The 22,690-nt window shown below is 66.7% G+C and carries 16 protein-coding genes; 4 read left to right on the forward strand and 12 right to left on the reverse strand.

Features of this window, described 5'->3' with window-relative positions; genetic code table 11:
• Positions 1–5 precede the first annotated feature (5 nt).
• Positions 6–1,082: an undecaprenyldiphospho-muramoylpentapeptide beta-N-acetylglucosaminyltransferase gene (murG, locus tag BMX16_RS02190; protein WP_089898346.1), complete on the reverse strand. Its 1,077-nt coding sequence runs from the start codon at positions 1,080–1,082 to the stop codon at positions 6–8.
• Between the two features lie 94 nt (positions 1,083–1,176).
• Positions 1,177–2,346 (reverse strand): peptidoglycan glycosyltransferase FtsW, encoded by a 1,170-nt coding sequence (locus BMX16_RS02195; RefSeq protein ID WP_089898186.1) that lies wholly within the window; start codon positions 2,344–2,346, stop codon positions 1,177–1,179.
• Positions 2,347–2,503: 157 nt separating this feature from the next.
• Here BMX16_RS02195 and BMX16_RS02200 point away from each other — a divergent pair, with 157 nt between their 5' ends.
• On the forward strand, positions 2,504–3,706 hold the full coding sequence (locus BMX16_RS02200) for a BaiN/RdsA family NAD(P)/FAD-dependent oxidoreductase (protein ID WP_089898188.1): 1,203 nt from the start codon (positions 2,504–2,506) through the stop codon (positions 3,704–3,706).
• A gap of 175 nt (positions 3,707–3,881) precedes the next feature.
• On the opposite strand, the gene murD is transcribed toward BMX16_RS02200, so the two are convergent.
• The 9 genes from murD to BMX16_RS02245 all read right to left on the reverse strand — a co-directional run bounded on the left by murD (position 3,882) and on the right by BMX16_RS02245 (position 14,711).
• A complete protein-coding gene (gene murD / locus BMX16_RS02205) occupies positions 3,882–5,276 on the reverse strand; it encodes a UDP-N-acetylmuramoyl-L-alanine--D-glutamate ligase (RefSeq protein WP_089898190.1) in 1,395 nt (464 codons plus the stop codon).
• Positions 5,277–5,301: 25 nt separating this feature from the next.
• Positions 5,302–6,384, reverse strand: a complete 1,083-nt coding sequence (mraY, locus tag BMX16_RS02210; protein WP_089898193.1) for a phospho-N-acetylmuramoyl-pentapeptide-transferase — start codon at positions 6,382–6,384, stop codon at positions 5,302–5,304.
• Between the two features lie 11 nt (positions 6,385–6,395).
• Positions 6,396–7,829 (reverse strand): UDP-N-acetylmuramoyl-tripeptide--D-alanyl-D-alanine ligase, encoded by a 1,434-nt coding sequence (locus BMX16_RS02215; protein ID WP_089898195.1) that lies wholly within the window; start codon positions 7,827–7,829, stop codon positions 6,396–6,398.
• A complete protein-coding gene (locus tag BMX16_RS02220; RefSeq protein WP_089898202.1) occupies positions 7,829–9,316 on the reverse strand; it encodes a UDP-N-acetylmuramoyl-L-alanyl-D-glutamate--2,6-diaminopimelate ligase in 1,488 nt (495 codons plus the stop codon). Before BMX16_RS02220 ends, BMX16_RS02215 begins: the two co-directional genes overlap by 1 nt.
• 16 nt (positions 9,317–9,332) lie before the next feature.
• On the reverse strand, positions 9,333–11,117 hold the full coding sequence (locus BMX16_RS02225; RefSeq protein ID WP_089898204.1) for a peptidoglycan D,D-transpeptidase FtsI family protein: 1,785 nt from the start codon (positions 11,115–11,117) through the stop codon (positions 9,333–9,335).
• Positions 11,114–11,473 carry a cell division protein FtsL gene (ftsL, locus tag BMX16_RS02230; protein WP_177174547.1) on the reverse strand — a complete coding sequence of 120 codons (360 nt, stop codon included), beginning with the start codon at positions 11,471–11,473 and terminating at the stop codon, positions 11,114–11,116. Before ftsL ends, BMX16_RS02225 begins: the two co-directional genes overlap by 4 nt.
• Positions 11,473–12,450, reverse strand: a complete 978-nt coding sequence (rsmH, locus tag BMX16_RS02235) for a 16S rRNA (cytosine(1402)-N(4))-methyltransferase RsmH (protein WP_089898208.1) — start codon at positions 12,448–12,450, stop codon at positions 11,473–11,475. Before rsmH ends, ftsL begins: the two co-directional genes overlap by 1 nt.
• Before the next feature lie 12 nt (positions 12,451–12,462).
• Entirely contained in the window at positions 12,463–12,954 is a 492-nt protein-coding gene (locus tag BMX16_RS02240) for a division/cell wall cluster transcriptional repressor MraZ (protein ID WP_089898209.1), read from the reverse strand.
• Between the two features lie 662 nt (positions 12,955–13,616).
• Positions 13,617–14,711, reverse strand: a complete 1,095-nt coding sequence (locus BMX16_RS02245) for an Mrp/NBP35 family ATP-binding protein (RefSeq protein WP_089898210.1) — start codon at positions 14,709–14,711, stop codon at positions 13,617–13,619.
• 269 nt (positions 14,712–14,980) lie between these two features.
• Here BMX16_RS02245 and BMX16_RS02250 point away from each other — a divergent pair, with 269 nt between their 5' ends.
• Positions 14,981–15,184, forward strand: a complete 204-nt coding sequence (locus tag BMX16_RS02250) for a DUF1127 domain-containing protein (RefSeq protein WP_089898348.1) — start codon at positions 14,981–14,983, stop codon at positions 15,182–15,184.
• A gap of 726 nt (positions 15,185–15,910) precedes the next feature.
• Positions 15,911–16,510, forward strand: a complete 600-nt coding sequence (locus tag BMX16_RS02255; RefSeq protein ID WP_089898211.1) for a LysE family translocator — start codon at positions 15,911–15,913, stop codon at positions 16,508–16,510.
• A gap of 86 nt (positions 16,511–16,596) precedes the next feature.
• On the opposite strand, the gene BMX16_RS02260 is transcribed toward BMX16_RS02255, so the two are convergent.
• A complete protein-coding gene (locus tag BMX16_RS02260) occupies positions 16,597–18,993 on the reverse strand; it encodes an ATP-dependent helicase (protein WP_089898350.1) in 2,397 nt (798 codons plus the stop codon).
• A gap of 248 nt (positions 18,994–19,241) precedes the next feature.
• Between BMX16_RS02260 and BMX16_RS02265 the strand changes: the two genes are divergently transcribed.
• Positions 19,242–22,682, forward strand: a complete 3,441-nt coding sequence (locus BMX16_RS02265) for a pyruvate carboxylase (RefSeq protein WP_089898212.1) — start codon at positions 19,242–19,244, stop codon at positions 22,680–22,682.
• Positions 22,683–22,690: the final 8 nt, after the last annotated feature.

The following is a 22,690-nucleotide window of genomic DNA, read 5'->3' on the forward strand; positions in this document are numbered from 1 at the left end:
CATGTCTATGCCATGTCGCCGCCAAGGTCCTCGACCAGGCCTGCAAGCCGCGCTGTAGCGTCCGGTGTGGCGCAGGACAAGGCGGCCCGCGACATCTGCAGCGCACCGGCGGAATTGCCCAACACCATCTCCATGTTCTCGGCCAGTGCGGCGGACGTAAACCGGCTTTCGGGCATCAGGATCGCCGCCCCCGCCTCGACCATGGCGCGGGCGTTGGCGGTCTGGTGGTCGGCGGCGGCGGCGGCGAACGGCACGAGGATCGCAGGCCGCCCGATCACGCACAGATCCGCCACGGTGCTGGCGCCCGACCGGGCGATGACCAGCTGCGCCTCGGCCAGCCTCGTGGGCATGTCGTCGAAGAAGGTACGGATATCCGCGTCGATGCCTGCCTGTGCATAGGCGTCCGTCACGCGGTCCACATCCTCGGGGCGGGCCTGCTGGAACACGCGGATGTTGCGCCGCATCGCCTCCGGCAGGGCCGCGATCCCGGCAGGCACCACGTCCGACAGGATGCGCGCACCCTGACTGCCACCCACCACAAGCACCGACATCGGATAATCGCCCGGCGGGATATAGCCAGCCCCCGCCCGGTCGAGGATCGCCTGCCGCACCGGATTGCCGACATGGATGCCCTGCACGCCGTCCGGCAGCGCCGTGGGCCATGTGCCGCAGGCGACATGGTCGACCCGCGACGCAAAGACCTGATTGACGCGGCCCAGCACGCCGTTCTGTTCGTGGATCATGCGCGGGATCTGCAGCAGCGTGGCCGCCGCCATCATCGGGATCGCAGGATAGCCGCCGAACCCCACCACCACGCGCGGTCGGTCGCGGCGCAGCGCCAGCATGGCCCCCAGCGTGCCCGCACCGATCCGCAGCGGCACCACCGCCTTGGCCAGTGCGCCGCCACGGGCGAAGGTGCCGCTGTCGACCTGCGCGATCTCGACCGCATCGGGAAACCCGCCGGCATAGCGTGCGCCGCGCGGGTCCGTGCTCAGCGTCACGCGCCAGCCACGGTCCAGCATCGCCTCGGCCAGGGCCTGGGCGGGGAACATGTGCCCGCCGGTGCCGCCCGCCGCCATCATCAGATGCGGTCCCACGGTGCACCTCGCTTTTTGCAGAAATACTCCGGGGGGAGGCCTCCGGCCGGGGGGCTGGCCCCCCTTTGCGCCATCGCCTTCACCGGCCCATCCGCCGCATCAGGATGTCGCCGATCTCGCCCTGCGGGCGCGCGCGGGTCATCGCCAGCAGCATGCCGACCGCGATGCCACCGGCGATCAGGCTCGACCCGCCGTAGCTGACGAAGGGCAGCGTCATGCCCTTGGCCGGCAGCAGGCGCACGGCCACGCCCATGTTGATCATCGCCTGAATGCCGAACGCACAGGCCAGACCCGTGCCGGCAAGACGGATGAAGGGATCGCGTTCCTTCAGCAGCCGCAGCAGGCTGCGCACCACGATCACGGTATAGAGCGCGATGATCGCCAGCACGCAGACCAGCCCGTATTCCTCGGCGGCGACCGCGATGATGAAATCGGTGTGCGCGTCGGGCAGCGACCATTTCACCTGCCCCTCGCCCACGCCCACGCCAAAGAAGCCACCCTCGCGGATCGCGTTCGTCGCATAGCCCAGCTGCGTGCGCGGATCGAGGTCGGGGCTGAGGAACCCATCGATGCGCCGCGCGAAGTGTTCGGACGCCTCGTAGGCGAACAGCCCCGTGGCAAAGACCGCGCCCGCCAGTCCCAGCAGCAGCACCATCGGCGCACCGGCCACGAAATACATCACACCCCATGCGAACAGCACGAGACAGGCCTGACCGAAGTCGGGCTGAAGTGCCAGGAAGCCCACTATCACAAGCGTCAGCACGAACGAATACATCCGCCCCGGCGGTCCGCCCACACTCAGGCCTGCGGCCATCAGCCATGCGGTGAAGACGACGAAACCGGGTTTCAGGAACTCCGACGGCTGCACGGACGCGAAGCCGAAGGAATACCACCGCACCGCGCCCTTGCCGAAGTCGGTGCCGAACACCGGCAGCAGCATCAGCGCGACAAGCGCAAAGCCGAAGCCGATCACCGCCATGCGGCGCACCATGACCGGCGACATCATCGACACGCCGACCATGGCGATCATCGCCATGACGCCGAAGAACCCCTGACGGGTCACGTAGTAAAAGGGATCGAGGCCGTTCTTGGCCGCCAGCGGCGGCGAGGAGGCCAGCCCCAGCAACAGTCCGATGCCGAACAGGCCCAGGATGCAGCACATGCTCCACTTGTCGATCGTCCGCCACCAGCGCGGCAGGACAGGATCGCCTGTCACGACGCGCGGCGCGCCATACACCATTTCGGTCATCGTCTATCCGCCCGGAATTGCCTGTCGCCCGCGTTGCGCGCGGGTCTATGATTTCACACTAGCCACCTTGCAGCCGTAATTCCACTTCAATTCGCATCCGCCGCTTGCGACCCGGCGCACCCTTGCAATCGGCCCATGTCGCGGGCACGAGGGCGCCATGAATGTGAACACGCTGATCCTTGGCGCCGGGGCTGCCGGCATGATGGCCGCCGCCCATGCGGGCACCGAGGTGCTGGTCGTGGACCACGCCCGTGCTGCGGGCGAAAAGATCCGCATTTCCGGCGGCGGGCGCTGCAATTTCACCAACCTGCACACGGACCCCGCCCGTTTCCTGTCCCGTAACCCGCATTTCGCCAAATCCGCCCTGTCGCGCTACACGCCGCGCGATTTCGTGGCCCTCGTGGACGCCCACGGCATCGCGCACCACGAAAAGACGCTGGGGCAGCTCTTCTGCGATGGCTCCGCCAAGCAGATCGTCGCGATGCTGCGCACCGAGATGGACCGCGCCGGCGCCCGCCTGTGGCTGCAGACCGAAGTCGGTGATATCGCCCACGACGGCGCGGCGTTCCGCGTGGACTTGGTCCGCGAGGGACGTCCCGTCACCGTCACGGCCCGCCACCTGATCCTCGCCACCGGGGGCAAGTCGATCCCCAAGATGGGGGCGACCGACCTCTCCTACCGGATCGCCGCCCAGTTCGGCCTGCCCCTCGTGGCCCCCCGCCCCGGCCTGGTGCCGCTGACCTTCACCGACGACCGCTTCGCAGCCCTTGCGGGCACGGCGCTGCCCACCCGCGCGAGTGCCAATGGCACCGCCTTCGCGGAAGCCACGCTCTTCACCCACCGCGGCCTGTCCGGCCCCGCGATCCTGCAGGCTTCCTCCTACTGGACGGAAGGCGGTACCCTCACGCTGGACCTCGCCCCCGGGACCGCCCTCGGCGATGCGCTAGTCACGGCGAAACGCGATGCGGCCCGCAAGACCCTGACCACGGTCCTGTCCTATCACCTGCCGACGAAACTGGTGCAGTATCTGGCCACCCACGCCTCGGACGACTGGCCGAGTGGATGGCAGACCGCCCCCCTCGCGACACTGCCCGACGCGGCCCTGCGGGATCTGGGCGCGGCCCTGCACCACTGGCACCTGATCCCGTCAGGCACCGAAGGTTACCGCACCGCCGAGGTGACGCTGGGCGGCATCGACACCGCGGGCCTCAATTCCCGCACCATGGCGGCGAAACACCTGCCCACGCTCTACGCCATCGGCGAGGCGGTGGATGTGACCGGCTGGCTCGGCGGCTACAACTTCCAATGGGCATGGGCCTCGGGATGGGCCGCGGGACAGGCCATCGCCGCCGCGCACTGACCCTGCGGCACTGGGGACATGTTCAGCTGACCCGGTAAACGCCCGCGCGGCGCTGACCAGCGGTCATCTCTGGCCACACCAAGCACGAGAGCGGCACCGCCCCTCCCTCGCTTTTTTCGAAATACTCCCGCGCGGCGCGCTTGCCCCGCCTTGGCGGGGCAACCAGATCGTCAGCCTACAGCGCCGCCAGCACCCGTGCGGTGAAATCGTCGCCCCGTGCGGCAAAGCTGTCGTATTGATCGAAGGACGCGCAGGCGGGCGCCAGCAGCACAACCTCGCCCGGATGCGCGTCGCGCATGGCGGCCGCGACCGCGACCTCCATCGTGCCGCAGACCTGCGCCTCGACCCCCGGCAACTGCCGGGCAAAGCTCTCGGCCTCGCGCCCGATGACATAGGCCTGCACGACCGACCCCAGATGCGGGATCAGCGGGCCAAGGCCGCCTTCCTTCTGCAAACCGCCGCAGATCCAGCGGATCTTCGGAAACGCCTGCAGCGCCTTCGCGGCCGCATCGACGTTGGTGGCCTTGCTGTCGTTCACGAATTTCACGCCGCGGCGCTCCGCGATCAGCTGGCTGCGGTGCGGCAGGCCGGGATAGCTGTGCAGCGCCGCCTCGATCCCCTTTGGCCCGATCCCCAGCGTACGCGCGGCGGCATAGGCGGCGCAGGCGTTCTGGTGGTTGTGCGCCCCCGGCAGCCCCGCCACGCCGCGCAGATCGATGGAGCCTGTCTGCTGCCCGCGCCGGTACTCGCTCAGGAACCCCTTGCGCGCGAAGACGCACCAACCGCTGGTCAGCTTGCGCGTCACGCTGATGCGGATCAGGCGGTCGTCGGATAGGTCGTCGACAAGCTGGTTCGCCAGATAGCGCCCCTCGTCCTCGTCCACGCCGATCACGGCGCGGTCGGGACCGCCTTCGGCGAACAGCCGCCGCTTGGCTGCGAAATAGCCGCCCAGCCCTGCGTGCCGGTCAAGGTGATCCGGGCTGATGTTGGTCAGCACCGCCACATCCGGCGTCAGGTGCCGCGCAAGGTCGGTCTGATAGCTCGACAACTCCAGCACCACGACCTCGCCGTCATGCGCAGGGTCGAGGTCGAGCACACCGCGCCCGATGTTGCCCGCCATCTGCGCGGGCCGCCCGTTCTGGACCAGGATGTGGTGGATCAGCGCCGTCGTGGTCGACTTGCCGTTCGACCCCGTGACCGCGATCACGCGGGGCGCGCTGTCGAAGCCGTCCCAGTCGTCCGTCGCCCACGACCGAAAGAACAGCCCGATGTCGTTGTCCACCGGCACACCCGCGTCCCACGCGGCGGCGATTACCGGGTTCGGTGTCGGATAGAGGTGCGGGATGCCCGGACTGACGATCAGCGCGGCGATCCCGTCAAAGCCCCCCGCCGCCGTCAGGTCGCGCAGCGCCCAGCCGTTCGCCTCTGCCGCCGCACGTCCCGTCGGGCTGTCGTCCCAGACTATGGGAATCGCCCCACCTGCCTCCAATGCCTTGGCCGTGGCGACGCCGGACCGCCCCATCCCCAGCACCGCCACGTGGCGTCCGTCATAGCCTTGCACGGGGATCATCGGATCATCCTGTCGGTGTGGGGTTTCAGCGGACCTTCAGCGTCGCAAGGCCGATCATCGCGAGGATCAGCGAGATGATCCAGAAGCGGATGACGATCTGCGGCTCGGCCCAGCCCTTCTTCTCATAATGGTGGTGGATCGGGGCCATCAGGAACACCCGCTTGCCGGTCCGCTTGAAGTAGAGGACCTGGATGATCACGCTCAACGCCTCGACCACGAACAGCCCGCCGACGATGGCCAGCACGATCTCGTGCTTGGTGGCGACCGCGATCGCGCCCAATGCGCCACCCAAAGCCAGCGATCCGGTATCGCCCATGAACACGGCGGCGGGGGGCGCGTTATACCACAGGAACCCAAGGCCGCCGCCGATCAGCCCCGCGCAGAACACGAGGATCTCGCCTGAATCCGGCACGTAATGCAGCCCAAGGCTTTCGGAAAAGTCCACGCGGCCCACGAAATAGGCGATGATCCCGAAGGTGCCCGCCGCGATCATCACCGGCATGATCGCCAGCCCGTCCAGACCGTCGGTCAGGTTCACCGCGTTGGCCGCCCCCACGATCACGAGGATCGAGAACGGCACGAACAGGAACCCCATGTTGATCAGCACATCCTTGAACACCGGCACGGCAAGCTGGTTGGTCAGCCCCTCCGGGTGATACTGCGCCGCCCAAAATCCGGCCACGGCGGCGATGCTCAGGCCCAGCAGGATGCGGACCTTGCCCGACACGCCGTTGCTGGTCTGCTTGCTGACCTTGGCGTAATCGTCGGCGAACCCGATGGCCGCAAAGGCCAATGTGACGAACAGCACCATCCAGACGTAAGGATTGTCCAGCCGCGCCCACAGCAGGGTCGAGGTCGTCAGCGCCCCCACGATCAACAGACCGCCCATCGTGGGCGTCCCCGCCTTGGCCAGATGGCCCGCCGGACCATCGGCGCGGATCGGCTGACCCTTGCCCTGCGTGCGGCGCAGAACGTTGATCAGCGGCAGGCCGAAGATGAACCCAAAGATCAGCGCCGTCAGGAACGCCCCACCCGCACGAAACGTGATGTAGCGGAAAAGGTTGAAGAAATCCCCGCCGTCGGACAGTTCTGTCAGCCAATACAACATGGGATCGTTCCTTACGCTATCGGACCGGGTCGATGCCCGAGTTTGCGGATCGCGTCAACAACGCGGCTGACCTTGCTGCCTTTGGACCCCTTGACCAGCACGACATCGCCGGCATCCACCAGTCGCGACGCCTGTGCGGCGAGGTCCGCCGCCTCCGGCGCCCATTGCCCGCGGATGTCCTGCGGCAGCGCATCGAACAGCGCCCGCATCCGCGGCCCCGCGCAATGCACCACATGCACGGTCGCAAGGTGCGGATCGTCGGCCACGGCGGCGTGCAGGGCCATCTCGTCGGGGCCAAGCTCCAGCATGTCGCCGAGGATCGCCACGCGCCGTCCCCTGACGATGCGGCCCAGACCGTCGCGGGGTTTCGCCGCCGCCAGCACCTCCAGCGCCGCGGCCATGGACGCGGGGTTGGCGTTGAACGCGTCGTCGATCAGGTCGAGCGTATCCTCGTTGATGCCCTGATCCAGCACGATGACCTCTCGCGTGCCGCGTCCCACGGGGGGTTCCCATTGGCCGATGTCCTGCGCCGCCTGCACCGGGTCGGCGCCCAGTGCGTCGCAGGCGGCCAGCACGGCGACCGCGTTCATGGCGAAATGCCGCCCCGGCACCGCCAGCTTGAACAGGTAATCCGTGCCGTCGTGATGCGCCTCGATCACCGTGGTGATGTCGGTGATGCGCACCTGTCCCAGCGTCCAGTCCGCATCCGCGCCAAAGAACACGGCCCGGTGCCCGCCCTGTGCCGCATGGTCGCGCAGGATGACGCTGGTGGGCAGGTCGGCGTTCAGCACCGCGATCCCGCCTGGTTCCAGCCCATCCATGATGCTGGCCTTCTCGTGCGCGATCCCGTCCAGGTCGGCGAACGCCTCCAGATGCGCCGCCGCCACGGTGGTGATCAGCGCCACGTGCGGCCGCGCCATGCGTGCGAGCGGCGCAATCTCTCCGGGGTGGTTCATCCCGATCTCGATCACCGCATAATCCGCATCGCGCGGCATCCGGGCCAGCGTCAGCGGCACGCCCCAGTGATTGTTGTAGGACGCCTGTGCCGCATGCGTCCGCCCCTGCCGCGACAGGACGGCGTGCAACATGTCCTTGGTGGACGTCTTGCCCACCGACCCGGTTACACCGACGATGCGGGCTGTGGTCCGCGCACGGGCAGCGACCCCGAGGGCGACCAGCCCCGCCAGCACGTCGTCAACCACCAACAGCGGCGCGTCTTCCGCCACACCGTCCGGCCTGCGGCTGACCAGCGCCGCCGCTGCCCCCGCCGCCAGCGCCTGTGCCACGAAATCGTGCCCGTCGCGGTCGGCCTGCAGGGCCACGAACAGATCGCCGGGTTGCAGGGTGCGGGTGTCGATCGACACGCCGGTCGCCTGCCAGTCGCCTGCCGTCGCACCATGCGTCACCGCCGCGGCCTCTGCCGCCGTCCACAACACGTCGCCCATCAGATCCGCCCCTCGAGTGCGGCCACCGCCACGCTGGCCTGTTCCGCATCGTCGAACGGCAACACCCTGTCGCCGACGATCTGACCTGTCTCGTGGCCCTTGCCCGCGATCAGCAACGCATCGCCCGGCCCCAGCGCGTCGATGCCGCGCAGGATCGCCTCGGCGCGGTCTGCGACCTCGATCACCTCTGCGGGGCCCTTGGCACCCGCCAGCACGGCGGCACGGATCGTGGCGGGCACCTCGGAGCGGGGATTGTCGTCGGTCACGATCACCAGATCGGCGTTTTCAGCCGCCGCCTGCCCCATCAGCGGGCGCTTGCCCGCGTCACGGTCGCCGCCGGCGCCCACGATGACGATGATCCGGCCCATCACATGGGGCCGCATGGCGCGCAGCGCCGTCTGCACCGCGTCCGGCGTATGCGCATAATCGACGAATACCGTGGCGCCATTGGTGCGCCGCGCCACAAGCTGCATCCGGCCCCGCACGGTCGCAAGCGTGTCCAGCGTGGCGAACACGTCGCCGGGGATCGCCCCCGCCGCGATGGCAAGGCCGCAGGCCACCGCCACGTTGTCCGCCTGAAACGCACCGATCAGATTGAGCCGTGCGGTATGCGGCCGGTCCTGCCACAGAAAACGCAGGTCCTGCCCGGTGTCGTCGCAGCGCTGCCCGGTGATGCGCAACCGCGCGTCCGCATGGCGGCCCACGCCGATGACCTCGACCCCGCGGGTGGTGCACAGGCTTGCCACCTCCTGCCCGCGGGGATCGTCAAGGTTCACGACCGCCACGCCGTCCTCGCTCAGGATGCGGGTGAAAAGACCCATCTTCGCGTCGAAATACGCGTCGAACGTCTTGTGATAATCCAGATGGTCCTGGGTAAAGTTCGTGAACCCCGCCGCGTGCAGGACGACGCCGTCCAGCCTGCGCTGGTCCAGACCGTGGGAGGATGCCTCCATCGCCGCATGGGTGACGCCAGCGGCCTCTGCCTGAGCCAGCAGACGGTGCAGGGTCACGGGGTCGGGCGTGGTGTGGTGCAGCGGTGCGGACCACGCGCCCTCAACCCCGGTGGTGCCGAGGTTCACGGCGGCATAGCCCAGCGCCTCCCAGATCTGGCGGGTGAAGGTGGACACGCTGGTCTTGCCGTTGGTCCCCGTCACGGCGACCATCACCTCGGGGTGGGGGCCGAACCACAGGGACGCGGTCTGCGCGAGGGCCGCACGCGGGTCCTCTGCGATCACCACGGCGGCCGGCGACCCGGCCAAGGCTTCGGCAGCCAGCCGCGCGCCAACCGCGTCGGTCAGGATCACCCCGGCCCCGTTCGCCAGCGCCATGGGGATGAAATCCGCACCGTGGGTCGTGGTGCCGGGCAGCGCCGCGAACAACTGCCCCGGTCGCACGGTCCGGCTGTCGGTCGTCACGCCGGTCACGTCGGCGCGTCGGCCGCCCTGCGCCGTCAGGCCCAGTTCGGCCAGTGTCTTGGTCCGTGCCATTCCGGCCACTCCCCACTCAGTTCGAGGTGAGTGTTACACTGGCAAGCGTCTCGGGTTCAATCTGCGGCCGCAAACCCAGCAAGGGGGCGACGCGGCGGATCATCTCGGCCGCCACCGGCACGGCGGTCCAGCCCGCGGTGCGGCGCGGCTCGCTGCCGGAATTCTCGCTCGGTTCGTCCAGCGTCACGATCAGCACGTATTTCGGATCGTTGGCCGGGAACACCGTGGCAAAGGTCGAGATCACCTTGTCATCGTAATAGCCGCCGCCGCGTTCCATCGGCTTGTCGGCGGTGCCGGTCTTGCCCGCCACCAGATAGCCTTCCACGTCGCCCATCGACGCGGTGCCGCGCGTCACCACCTGCCGCAGCATGGACAGGGACCGTGCGCTGACCTCTGGCCGGACAACGTGGGGGCCGTTCTGCGGCCCGGCCGCGCGCAGCAGCGTGGGCTCGATCCGCGTGCCGCCGTTCAGCAAGGACGCATAGGCCGCCGCCAGATGCAGCGGGCTGTCCGAGATGCCGTGACCGAAGCTGATGGTCATGGTGGACACCTCTGACCATTTCGGCGGCAACAAGGGGCGGCCGGAGGGTGCCTCGCTCAACTCGATCCGCGTGGGCTCGGTCAGGCCGAGGGAGGCGAGGAAATCGCGCTGCCGGTCGCCGCCGATCTGCAGCGCGATGCGCCCGGTGCCAACGTTCGAGGATTCCACGATGATGTCGGTGGCCGACATGACCGGGGGCATCGAATGGCTGTCGCGGATGCGGAACCGGCCCCACGTCAGCGGGCCCTTGGTGTCGATCATCGAGTCCGGGTTGATCAGGCCCAGTTCCATCGCCTGCGCGATCGCAAAGATCTTGTAGGTCGAGCCAAGCTCGTAGACGCCCTGCACCGCGCGGTTGAACAACGGGCTGTCGGACTGGTCGCCGGTCAGCAGGACCTGCGGGCGGGTGTTGGGGTCGAAATCCGGCAGCGAGGCCATCGCGATGACTTCACCGGTGTGAATGTCCATCAGCACGGACGCGGCACCCTTGGCGTTCAGCAGCTTCATGCCGCCGTCCAGCACCTCTTCCGTCGCGGCCTGCACCGTCAGGTCGAGCGACAGTTCCAGCGGCTGCCCCTCGTTCGCGGGATCGCGCAGCAGCGTGTCGAACTGACGTTCGATCCCCGCCGTGCCGATCACCTCGGCGGACGCCACATCCTCTCGGCCATAGCTGGCACCGCCGAGGATATGGGCGGCGATGGGGCCGTTGGGATAAAGCCGCATGTCGCGGGGGCCGAAGAGCAGTCCGGGGCTGCCGATGTCGTGCACCTGCTGCATCTGTTCCGGGCTCAGCTGGCGGCGGATCCAGACGAATTTGCGCGCGCCGGTGAAATCCTTGATCAGACGCTCTTGGTCCAGTTCGGGAAAGATCGCCTTGAGTTGTGCCGCAGCCCCCAGCGGGTCGATCAGATGCTGTGGCTGCGCATAGAGCGAATGGGTCGCAAGGTTCGTGGCAAGGATGCGCCCGTTGCGGTCCACGATGTCGGCGCGCTGGCCGATGATCGGATTGCCGGCGGCGGCGCTGCGCGGCTCCTCCGGCATGGTGGCGGCGATGGTGCCCATCCGCAGACCCACGGCCATGAAGGCCACGGCGAAGAAACCGCCAAGGATCAGCAGCCGGCTTTCGGCGCGGTTGCGGGCCTTGTCGGCGATCGCCTCGTGGCGCAGGCGCAGGTTCTCGGCGGCGATGGCGCCGGGATCCTCGCCGCGTTCGCGCGCCTTGAGGATACGGGCCAGCGGGCGCAGGGGCGTGCGGATCATAGCGGGTCCTCTCCTCCACCGGGTGCGACCGAGCGCACGTCGATGGGGTCTGAAATCGGCAGAATGTCGGGCAGCGGATAGATGATGGTGGCGATGTCGCCGAACGCCTCAGGCGCAAGGGGCAGCAGGCCAAGACGGTCGAAGTTCAGTTCCGCCAGATCGATCAGACGGTCCGGGCGGTTGAGATAGGCCCATTCCGCGCGCAGCATCCGCAGCCGTTCATGGGCGTCGCCGATCTGCGCATGCAGGGTGCGCACGCCCCGGATCTCCTGCTGGGTGCGGTAGTTTTCCTGATACGCCCAGAAGGCCAGCCCCATGACGGTCAGCGCCGCCACGACATACATCAACGGTCGCATCATGTGCCTGCACCTTTCAACATCGGCATCCCCATGTCGGCGGGGTCCATCGCCTGCGCAGGGGCGTCGGTACGGATCGCGACCCGCAACTTGGCCGACCGCGACCGGGGGTTCAGGGCGACCTCGGCCTTGTCGGCCACGATGGCCTTGCGCGTCTTCTGCATAAAGGCTGCAACGACCGTGTCCAGCACCGGCGCATAGCGGTTGGCGTTGGGCGTCGTGGCGCTGCGGGTCTGGATGAAGCGTTTGGCCATCCGGTCCTCGACCGAATGGAAGGTCACCACGGCCAGCTGCCCGCCCGGTGCCAGCGCGCGTTCGGCTGCGGCCATGCCTGCGGCCAGTTCGCCGTATTCGTCGTTCACCGCGATGCGCAGCGCCTGAAAGGTGCGCGTGGCAGGATGGCTCTGGTTCGGTTTGGGGCGCGGCAGACAGGATGCCACGATGGTCGCAAGCTGCCCCGTGGTTGTCACCGGACGCGCGGCCACAATGGCCTTGGCGATCCGGCGGCTGGCGCGCTCTTCGCCGTAAAGGTAAATGATGTCAGCCAGTTCGGCCTCGTCCTTCGTGTTCACCAGATCGGCGGCGGACGGCCCGTCCTGCGACATCCGCATGTCGAGCGGCCCGTCGCGCATGAACGAAAATCCCCGCTCTGCCAGATCGAGCTGCATCGACGACACGCCCAGATCCAGCACCACACCGTCGAGGGCCGTGCCGTATTCATCCAGCTTTGAGAAGGTGCCCGCGACCGGCACGATCCGGTCGCCGTAATCGCCGATCCAACCGGCGGCCATCTGGAACGCCAGCGGATCGCGGTCCACCGCGATCACCCGCTCGGCCCCCGCGTCCAGCAGGCGACGGGTATAGCCACCGGCCCCGAAGGTGCCGTCCAGCCACGTGCCACGGATCGGCTGACAGGCGTCGATGATGGCGTCGATCAGGACGGGGACATGTGGGGTGTCGGATGCGGTTTCGGTCATGATGACAGCCGGTTACACCGCGAGGCTCATGGGATCGAAATCCGCTGGCTGGTCCTGCAGCCAGGCATCGAGCGGCGCGTCCACGTCATCGGCAAAGCTCTCGGCCTGCCAGATCTGAAAGAACTCACCCAGACCCATGAAGGCCAGATCGCCCTCGACCACGCCCAGCTTTTCGCGAAAGCGCAAAGGCATGACGACGCGGCCATCCTTGTCGATGGCCAGATCCTCGGAAAAGCCCATGAACAGCTTGCGCAGCATCGGCTTGTTGGGGTTGTTGTCGGGCATGGCGAGGATGCGGGCGATCTTGTCCTCGAAGGCCGCAACGGTCATGACCTGCAGCGTCGCCTTGAGGTGCGGTCCGAACAGGATCTTGGCGGTCATGGGCTGGTCGACGGACCATGCGGGATCACCGGCCTCGATCACGCGGCGGAACTTGGCCGGGATCGACATGCGACCCTTGGCATCCACCTTCGACTGATACTGGCTCGTGAACGAAAGGTTCAACCTGTGGCCTGCCCGCTGTTTGTCCCCTGCCGCATCCGTGTCGCAGGGGTCTGTCGTAGACGTGAAAACGGCGGGTCGAGATAGCTGCCACTACTCGACCCGCCGCCTTGGTGCCCTTTTCAGGGCTGGACCGACTGCGCGCGCCACCTGGGGGGATGTCTGCTCGCTCGCGCGCCGGATCGCTTTTATCGGTAGAAACGAGGCCTGTATGAAACCTGACATTGTGCCGGTGGGGTTCTTTGTGTGCCCCTTGTTTGTCTGCCCGCTCTTTCCGTGCACTCTTTTTGTCAGACCGGATTGCCCGTCGCAACACCTGTTTTGGGATTGCTGTGAACTTCGCGGAACTCACATCCGATTCACGGCGCCGTGAGTCAAAAGTTGTCCACAGGCTTACTTGGTCATATGGTGCGCCTGTGGACAAATTTCCCTACATCTTGTAATAATCTGGCCTCACGGGCCCGGTTCACGGCAGCCCCGAAAAACTTTTTTAGCCCCTCCGAGTCGCGGCTTGGGCGTGTCACAGCCGCCGCAGTCAAGTCCCTTTTGTGATTAAACTGGCGCAAATTTCAGGCTTGAAAAAGAGAATCGGGCCACCCCTGTGGGCGGCCCGTTTCCGGTTCACAATGATTCACGCCAAAACCGCAGCCGTGCGATTCTCCGCGTCAGGCCATGCCACCGTCGATGAACCGCTGCGCAAGCGCGGCATAGGCCAGACCAACCGGCCCGTCCGTCAGCGCCACGGGCGTCCCCGCATCCCCCGCAAGCCGGGTGTCGATGTCGATGGGCAGCGCACCCAACAGCGGCAACTCCAGTCGGGCCGCCTCGGCCGCGACACCGCCGTGGCCGAAGATCTGCGTCTCTTCTCCACAATGGGGACAATGAAAGGTGGACATGTTCTCGATCAGGCCGAGGATCGGTGTCTTGAGCGTGCGGAACATGTCGATGGCCTTTCGCGCGTCCAGCAGGGCCACGTCCTGCGGCGTGCTGACGATGACGGCGCCGGTGACGTTGGTGCGCTGGCACAGCGTCAACTGCACGTCGCCCGTCCCCGGCGGCAGGTCGATGATCAGGACGTCGAGCTGTCCCCAAGCCACCTGGTTCAGCATCTGCTGCAACGCCCCCATCAGCATCGGGCCGCGCCAGACCACCGCCTTGTCCGCGTCCACCATCAGGCCGATGGACATGATGGTGACGCCGTGGGCGTGCAGCGGCATGATGGTCTGCCCGTCGGGGCTGGCGGGGCGCCCGCTGACCCCCATCATGCGCGGCTGGCTCGGTCCATATATATCGGCGTCCAGCAGACCGACCCGCCGCCCCTTGCGCGCCAGTGCCACCGCCAGGTTCGAGGCGACGGTCGATTTGCCGACACCACCCTTGCCGGACCCGACCGCGAGGATGCGGTCCACGCCCGCCACCGGCGCGGGACCCGCCTGCGGCGTCGGATGGCGCCCCACCTTCAGACTGGGCGGCGCACCGGCGGGGGCTGCGGCGCCTGCGCCGACGGGCCCGGCCTGATGCGCTGTCAGGACCGCACCCACATCCAGTCCGGGCGCCAGATGATGCACCGCAGCAATCGCGGCCTGCCGCACCGGTTCGAGTGTGGTTGCGACGGCGGCGGTCGGCGCCTCGATCACGAAGCGGATTCGCGCGCCTTCGATCGTGACGGCGCGCAGCATGTCGCGGGCGCCCAACGTGGTGCCATCCGGCAGGGTCAGACCCGCAACAGCCCGCAGAATGTCGTCTCTGGTCAGTGTCATCTACATATTTCCTTCACATCCGGGGCGCGTCGCGGGCCGTCGGGGGCACCCTGATCCGCCGTCCGGCACGGCGCAACCCCTCAATTTTCATGGCGCAAATGCCGCTTTGCCCAAGGCGTGGGCGGTTTAGTAACTGTCCCTGAGTAACCTTGCACCCGCTGCATAGCAGCAATGCCGAATGGTTCGTTGTGCAGGTGCAGCATCTTCCTACATAACGGTCACAAGCAGCGACACACATTGCAACGGGTTACAAGAAAGACGAGATGGAAATGGCATACGCACACACAACGACGACGACCGCACCGCGCAGCACGGGCCTCGTGGCACGCATCACGGACGCACTGGCCGCACGCAAGGTGTACCGCACCACGCTGACCGAACTGCAGGCGCTGGACAACCGCGATCTGGCAGATCTGGGCATCAGCCGCTCGATGATCAAGTCGATCGCGTATGAGGCCGCCTACGGCAAGTAAGAATTCACATCGGGACCGGTCAACCTCCTCCCTGACCCGGTTCTGACCCGCGCCGCCGCAACCTCCTCCCTGCGGCGGGCGCGCAAGACAGGGCGGCGACCCGACCTCCTCCCCGGATCGCCGTCTTGAAACCAGTTTAAGAATTATGGGAACCTGCACCTCCTCCCGCAGTTGCCCGTAAGACGCAGGGACCGCTGACCTCCTCCCGGGTTGGTTCCTGCAAAGACCGGACAGCGCGCAACCTCCTCCCTGCGTGCGGTCCACCCCAGATCGGTGGTGGTCACCTCCTCCCGGCCACCACCGGCACTGAATTCAGATCGGGACGCTGCACCTCCTCCCGCAGCGGCCCTGACAGGCCCGGTGACCGCCAACCTCCTCCCTGGTTGGTTACTGCGGCTTACGACCCGGACGGCCCGCAACCTCCTCCCTGCGGCACCGTCCATCCAGATCGGTGGTGGCGACCTCCTCCCCGCCACCACCGACTGCCACTTACGGGCGCCGCACCTCCTCCCGCGGCCAACCCGGATCGTCCGTGCCGCAACCTCCTCCCTGCGGTATGGACACCCCGATGCGGACCCCGACCTCCTCCCCGAGGGTCCACATCAGAACCGAAGGCGATGCGCTCCTCCCGCGCATCGCCTTTTTTCATGTCCGCCCCTCTGCCTCATCGCGTCTCCAGCGCGATTTTTCGAATGCGCAGGGCCTCGTCCAGCGCTACCAGACGGCATGGAACCCCTCGCCCTCTATCTGCTGTTACAGTTCGCCTTTGCCGGGTCGGTCACGCCCGGTCCCAACAACATCATGCTGATGGCGTCGGGGGCGAACTACGGCCTGCGTCGAACGGTGCCGCACATGCTGGGCGTCAGCTTTGGCCACAGCTTCATGGTGCTGATGGTCGGGCTGGCGCTGCTGCAACTGTTCACCGCCTATCCGGTGCTGAACACGGTGCTCAAGGTGATCGCCGTCGTCTACATGACGTGGCTCGCCTACAAGATCGCGACCGCCCTGCCGCCAGAGGCGAAGGGCGTCACCGGCAAACCCTTCACCTTCCTACAGGCGGCGGCATTCCAGTGGGTCAACCCCAAGGCCTGGGTCATCGCGATCACGGCGATCACCGCCTATGCGCCCGCCGACTGGCCCACATGGGCCGGGTCGCTGCTGGTCGCCACAGCGTTCCTGACGATGAACCTGCCTGCGATCAGCCTCTGGGCCGTGCTCGGCGTGCAGGTCCGGCGGTTCCTCGGCACGGCGCGCCGGTTGCGCATCTTCAACGTGACGATGGCGGTGCTGCTGCTCGCTTCGCTCTGGCCGATGCTGGTGCGCTAGGGCGTCGCGGCACGGCATTTCGGGACGGCGGGCGGGGCGTCTCAGGCCCCGGCACCGGGGTCGGACAGCAGCGTCCCGCCGTTATCTCAGAAAGGCACCTCGGTCGCCGCATCGGCACTGACGATGAACTTGGCCACGACCTTCTTCGACCCCGCCTTGTCAAAGGCGATGTCCAGCTTGTCACCCTCGATGCCCTCGATCACGCCATAGCCGAACTTCTGGTGGAACACCCGGTCACCCGTGGTGAAGGCGCTGACAGCGTCAAGGTCGATGACCATGTTGCGCGTCTCGATTGGCTGCGACAGCCCGCGCACAGCCCCACGCGCCTGCAGCCGCCGCCAGCCGGGAGAGTTGTAGACATCCGCATCCACCGCCTTTTGGTGCAGGTCGCTCATCGCCTCTTCGCGCAGCTTGGGGCTGGCCGTTGCCGCCATGCCCGCCGCGCCATAGCCGCCGCCATACAGGCCCGGCGGCGTCAGCACGTCCACATGATCCACCGGCAATTCGTCGATGAACCGCGACGGCAGCGCGCTTTGCCATTGGCCATAGACGCGGCGGTTCGCGGCGAAGGAAATGGTGCACAGCGCCTCGGCCCGCGTGATCCCGACATAGGCGAGGCGCCGCTCCTCCTCCAACCCCTTCAGCCCGCTCTCGTCCATGCTGCGCTGGGACGGGAACAGACCATCCTCCCAGCCCGGCAGGAACACGGCGGGAAACTCCAGCCCCTTGGCGGCGTGCAGGGTCATGATGCTGACCTTCTCGCCCTCCTGTTCCGTCTCGTTGTCCATGATGAGGGCGACGTGTTCAAGGAAGCCTTGCAGATTCTCGAAGTTGTCCAGCGCCTTGACCAGTTCCTTGAGGTTCTCGAGCCGTCCGGGCGCCTCCGGCGTCTTGTCGGCCTGCCACATGCCGGTATAGCCGCTCTCGTCCAGGATCATCTCGGCCAGTTCCTGGTGCGTGTCGGCCTCGGCCCGCACCTGACTGTGCCAGCGGTCGATGCCATCGACCAGCAGCGCCAACTCGCGCAGCCCCTTGCCGCCCAGCAACTTCGCCTGCACGACCAGCCGCGCGCCTTCGACAAGGCCGACGCCGTTGGCGCGTGCGACCTTCTGCACGGTCTGGATCGCCTTGTCGCCAAGGCCGCGCTTTGGCGTGTTCACGATCCGCTCGAACGCCAGATCGTCGTCGGGACTGACGGCAAGGCGGAAATACGCCATCGCGTCGCGAATCTCCAACCGCTCATAGAACCGCGGCCCGCCGATCACGCGGTAGGGCAGACCGATGGTCAGGAACCGGTCCTCGAACGCGCGCATCTGGTGCGACGCCCGCACCAGGATCGCCTGCGCGTCCAGCCCCACCCTGTCCAGACCGCGGGTGCCGCGCTGCAGGGCCTCGATCTCCTCGCCGATCCAGCGGGCCTCTTCCTCGCCGTCCCAGTGGCCGATCAGGCGGACCTTCTCGCCACCGCGCGCATCGGTGAACAGCGTCTTGCCCAACCGCCCGGTGTTGGCCGCGATCACGCCCGACGCTGCGGCAAGGATGTGTTCGGTGGAGCGGTAGTTCTGTTCCAGCTTGACCACGGTGGCGCCGGGGAAATCCTGCTCGAACCGCAGGATGTTGCCGACCTCGGCGCCGCGCCAGCCATAGATGCTCTGGTCGTCGTCGCCCACGCAGCAGATGTTCCTGTGCGCTGCCGCCAGCAGGCGCAGCCACAGATACTGTGCGACGTTGGTGTCCTGATACTCGTCCACGAGGATGTAGCGGAACCGCCGCTGATACTGGTTCAGCACGTCCGCATGCGTCTGAAAGATCGTCACCATATGCAGCAGCAGATCGCCGAAATCGCAGGCGTTCAGGTCCAGCAGGCGGCGCTGATAGGCAGCATAGAGGTCGATGCCCTTGTGATCGAACGCCCCCGCATCGGCCAGCGGCACTTTGTCGGGGGTGAAGGCCTTGTTCTTCCATGCGTCGATCAGCCCCGCCAGCATACGCGGCGGCCAGCGTTTTTCGTCGATGCCGTCTGCCACGATCAGCTGCTTCATCAGGCGGATCTGGTCGTCGGTGTCGAGAATCGTGAAGTTCGACTTCAGTCCCACCAGTTCCGCATGGCGCCGCAACAGCTTCACGCAGACCGAATGGAAGGTGCCGAGCCACGGCATCCCTTCCACCGTCTCGCCCATCAGGCGGCCGACGCGGTCCTTCATCTCGCGCGCGGCCTTGTTGGTGAAGGTCACGGCGAGGATTTCCTGCGGGCGTGCGGTGCCGGTCACCAGCAGATGCGCGATCCGCGCGGTCAGGGCGCGGGTCTTGCCGGTCCCGGCGCCGGCCAGCATCAGCACGGGTCCGTCCAATGCCAGCACCGCCGCACGCTGTGCAGGGTTCAACCCCTCCAGATACGGGCCGGCGGGGCGCGTGGGCATTGCCCGCTGGCTCAGCGGGACTGCGGCGGCGGCGAATGCGTCATCTTCGGAATAGCTGTTCATGGGCATCAGAATAGGCGCGACCGTCCCACAAATAAACCCCTTGTTCATGGTTCGTTCGACAGCAATGCCACGGATTGTGCGAAACCTGTCCACGGCAGCCCCTCTGCGGCGCGCACCGCAGGCCCTGCCCGCCCCCTTCGTGCTGAAAATCGTGGCACCGTCACCCGGTGGCTCGATCACCGCCCTTGCGGCCACTGGACTCTGTCAGGTCCGCGCATAAGAATGCTGCAACTGCAAAGGGAATGAGCATGGCCGACTTCAAGAAGATCCTGATTGCGAACCGCGGCGAAATCGCCATCCGCGTCATGCGCGCCGCCAACGAGATGGGCAAGAAGACGGTCGCCGTCTATGCGGAAGAGGACAAGCTTTCGCTGCACCGCTTCAAGGCGGACGAAGCCTATCGCATCGGCGAGGGGATGGGGCCGGTCGCTGCCTATCTGAGCATCAGCGAGATCATCCGCGTCGCGCGCATGTGCGGGGCCGATGCGATCCATCCGGGCTATGGCCTGCTGTCCGAAAACCCCGATTTCGTCGATGCCTGCACCGCCGCCGGCATTACCTTCATCGGGCCGAAGGCGCAGACGATGCGCGAATTGGGCGACAAGGCCAGTGCGCGTCAGGTCGCCATCGCCGCAGGCGTGCCGGTGATCCCCGCCACCGACGTGCTGGGCGACGACATGAAACTGGTCCGCAAACAGGCGGCAGAGGTCGGCTATCCTCTGATGCTGAAGGCATCATGGGGCGGCGGCGGGCGCGGCATGCGTCCCATCGCCAACGAGGCGGAGCTGGAGGAGAAGGTCCGCGAAGGCCGCCGCGAGGCGGAGGCCGCATTCGGCAACGGCGAGGGGTATCTGGAGAAGATGATCCTGCGCGCCCGCCATGTGGAGGTGCAGATCCTTGGCGACAGCCATGGCAACATCTATCATCTTTGGGAGCGCGACTGTTCCGTGCAGCGCCGCAACCAGAAGGTCGTGGAGCGTGCCCCTGCCCCCTATCTGTCCGCCGCACAGCGTGAACAGATCTGCAATCTGGGCAAGAAGATCTGTAGCCACGTCAACTACGAATGCGCAGGCACCGTCGAGTTCCTGATGGATATGGACAACGGCGAGTTCTATTTCATCGAGGTGAACCCCCGCGTGCAGGTCGAGCATACGGTGACCGAGGAAGTCACCGGCATCGACATCGTCCGCGCCCAGATCCTGATTGCCGAAGGCAAGTCGCTGACTGAGGCCACCGGCTGCGCGTCGCAATACGATGTGAAGCTCGACGGTCACGCCCTGCAATGCCGGGTGACGACCGAGGACCCGCAGAACAACTTCATCCCCGACTATGGTCGCATCCAGATGTATCGCAGCGCCACCGGGCCGGGCATCCGTCTGGACGGCGGCACCGCCTATTCCGGGGCCGTCATCACGCGCTATTACGACAGCCTGCTGACCAAGGTGACGGCGCGTGCGCCGACGCCGGAACAGGCCATCGCCCGCATGGACCGCGCGTTGCGCGAATTCCGCATCCGGGGGGTGTCCACAAACATCGCCTTTGTCGAGAACCTGCTGAAGCATCCAACCTTCCTGAACAACGAATACCACACCAAGTTCATCGATCAGACGCCGGAGCTGTTCGATTTCAAGGCCCGCCGCGACCGCGCGACCCGCATCCTGACCTATGTGGCCGACATCACCGTGAACGGTCACCCTGAAACCGCAGGCCGCCCGCGCCCGAGTGTCGAGGTCAAGCTGCCGAAGGCACCGGTGAAGTCGCTGGAGCAGATCATTCCGGGCACGCGCCAGATTCTCGACACGCAGGGGCCCAGGGCCGTGGCGCAGTGGATGAAGGACCAGCCCCACTTGCTGATCACCGACACCACCATGCGCGACGGGCACCAGTCGCTGCTGGCGACACGGATGCGGTCGATCGACATGGTCACGGCGGCCCCCGCCTATGCCGCGCATATGAGCGGGCTGTTCAGCGTGGAATGTTGGGGCGGTGCAACCTTCGACGTGGCGTACCGGTTCCTGCAGGAATGTCCGTGGCAGCGCCTGCGCGACATCCGCGAAAAGATGCCCAACATCATGACGCAGATGCTGCTGCGCGCCAGCAACGGCGTCGGCTACACCAATTATCCCGACAACGTCGTGCAGGGGTTCGTCGCACAGGCGGCGAAAAGCGGCGTCGACGTGTTCCGTGTGTTCGATTCACTGAACTGGGTCGAGAACATGCGCGTCGCGATGGATGCGGTGATCGCGTCCGACAAGGTCTGCGAAGCGGCGATCTGCTATACCGGCGACATGCTGGACCCGGCGCGGTCCAAGTATGACCTGAAGTACTATGTCGCCATGGCCAAGGAGCTGGAGGCGGCGGGCGCCCATGTGCTGGGGCTGAAGGACATGGCGGGCCTGCTGAAAGCGCCCGCTGCCACGCAGCTCTTCAAGGCATTGAAGGAAGAGGTCGGTCTGCCGATCCATTTCCACACGCACGACACGTCCGGTGCGGCCATCGCCACGGTGCTGGCGGCGTCCGCCGCAGGGGTCGATTGCATCGATGCGGCTATGGACAGCTTTTCCGGCAACACGAGTCAGCCCACGCTGGGATCGGTTGTCGAAGCGCTGAAGGGGACCGACCGGGACACCGGCCTCGACATCGCGGCGATCCGCGAGATTTCGAACTATTGGGAACAGGTGCGCGCGCATTACCTCGCGTTCGAGAGCGGCCTGCAGGCGCCCGCGTCGGAGGTCTATCTGCACGAGATGCCCGGCGGGCAGTTCACCAACCTCAAGGCGCAGGCGCGGTCGCTGGGGCTGGAGGACCGCTGGCACGAGGTGGCGCAGACCTATGCGGACGTGAACCAGATGTTCGGCGATATCGTGAAAGTGACGCCGTCGTCCAAGGTGGTGGGCGACATGGCGCTGATGATGGTCAGCCAGAACCTGTCCCGCGCGCAGGTCGAGGATCCGGGCACCGACGTGTCCTTTCCCGATTCTGTCGTAGACATGATGAAGGGCAGCCTCGGCCAGCCCCCGGGCGGCTGGCCCGTAGCGATCCAGACCAAGGTGCTGAAGGGGGAAAAACCCCTGACCGACCGCCCCGGCAAGCATCTGACACCCGTGGACATGGAAGCGGTCCGCGCCGAGGCGGAAGCCAAGGTCGGTCACGCCATCGACGACGAGGATCTGAACGGCTACCTGATGTATCCGAAGGTCTTCACCGACTATGCTGCCCGCCACGAAACCTATGGCCCGGTGCGCTGTCTGCCGACGCGGACGTTCTTTTACGGCATGGAGCCTGGCGAGGAGATTTCCGCCGAGATCGACCCCGGCAAGACGCTGGAAATCCGCATGCAGGCCGTGTCCGACATGAACGAGGACGGCGAGGTGAAGGTGTTCTTCGAGTTGAACGGCCAGCCCCGCACGATCCGGGTGCTGAACCGTCTGGCCGCCGGCGACCGCGTGAAGAACCGCAAGGCCGAGGCGGGCAATGCGTCCCAGATCGGCGCACCGATGCCAGGCGTCGTGGCGACGGTCGCGGCCGCGGTCGGGGCAAAGGTGAAGGCGGGCGACCTGCTGCTGACCATCGAGGCGATGAAGATGGAAACCGGCATCCACGCCGACCGCGACGCGGTCATCAAGGCGGTGCTGGTCACGGCGGGCAGCCAGATCGACGCCAAGGACCTGCTGATCGAATTCGAATGAGAGTGTCG

The organism is Loktanella fryxellensis, assembly GCF_900110065.1.
GTDB lineage: Bacteria > Pseudomonadota > Alphaproteobacteria > Rhodobacterales > Rhodobacteraceae > Loktanella > Loktanella fryxellensis.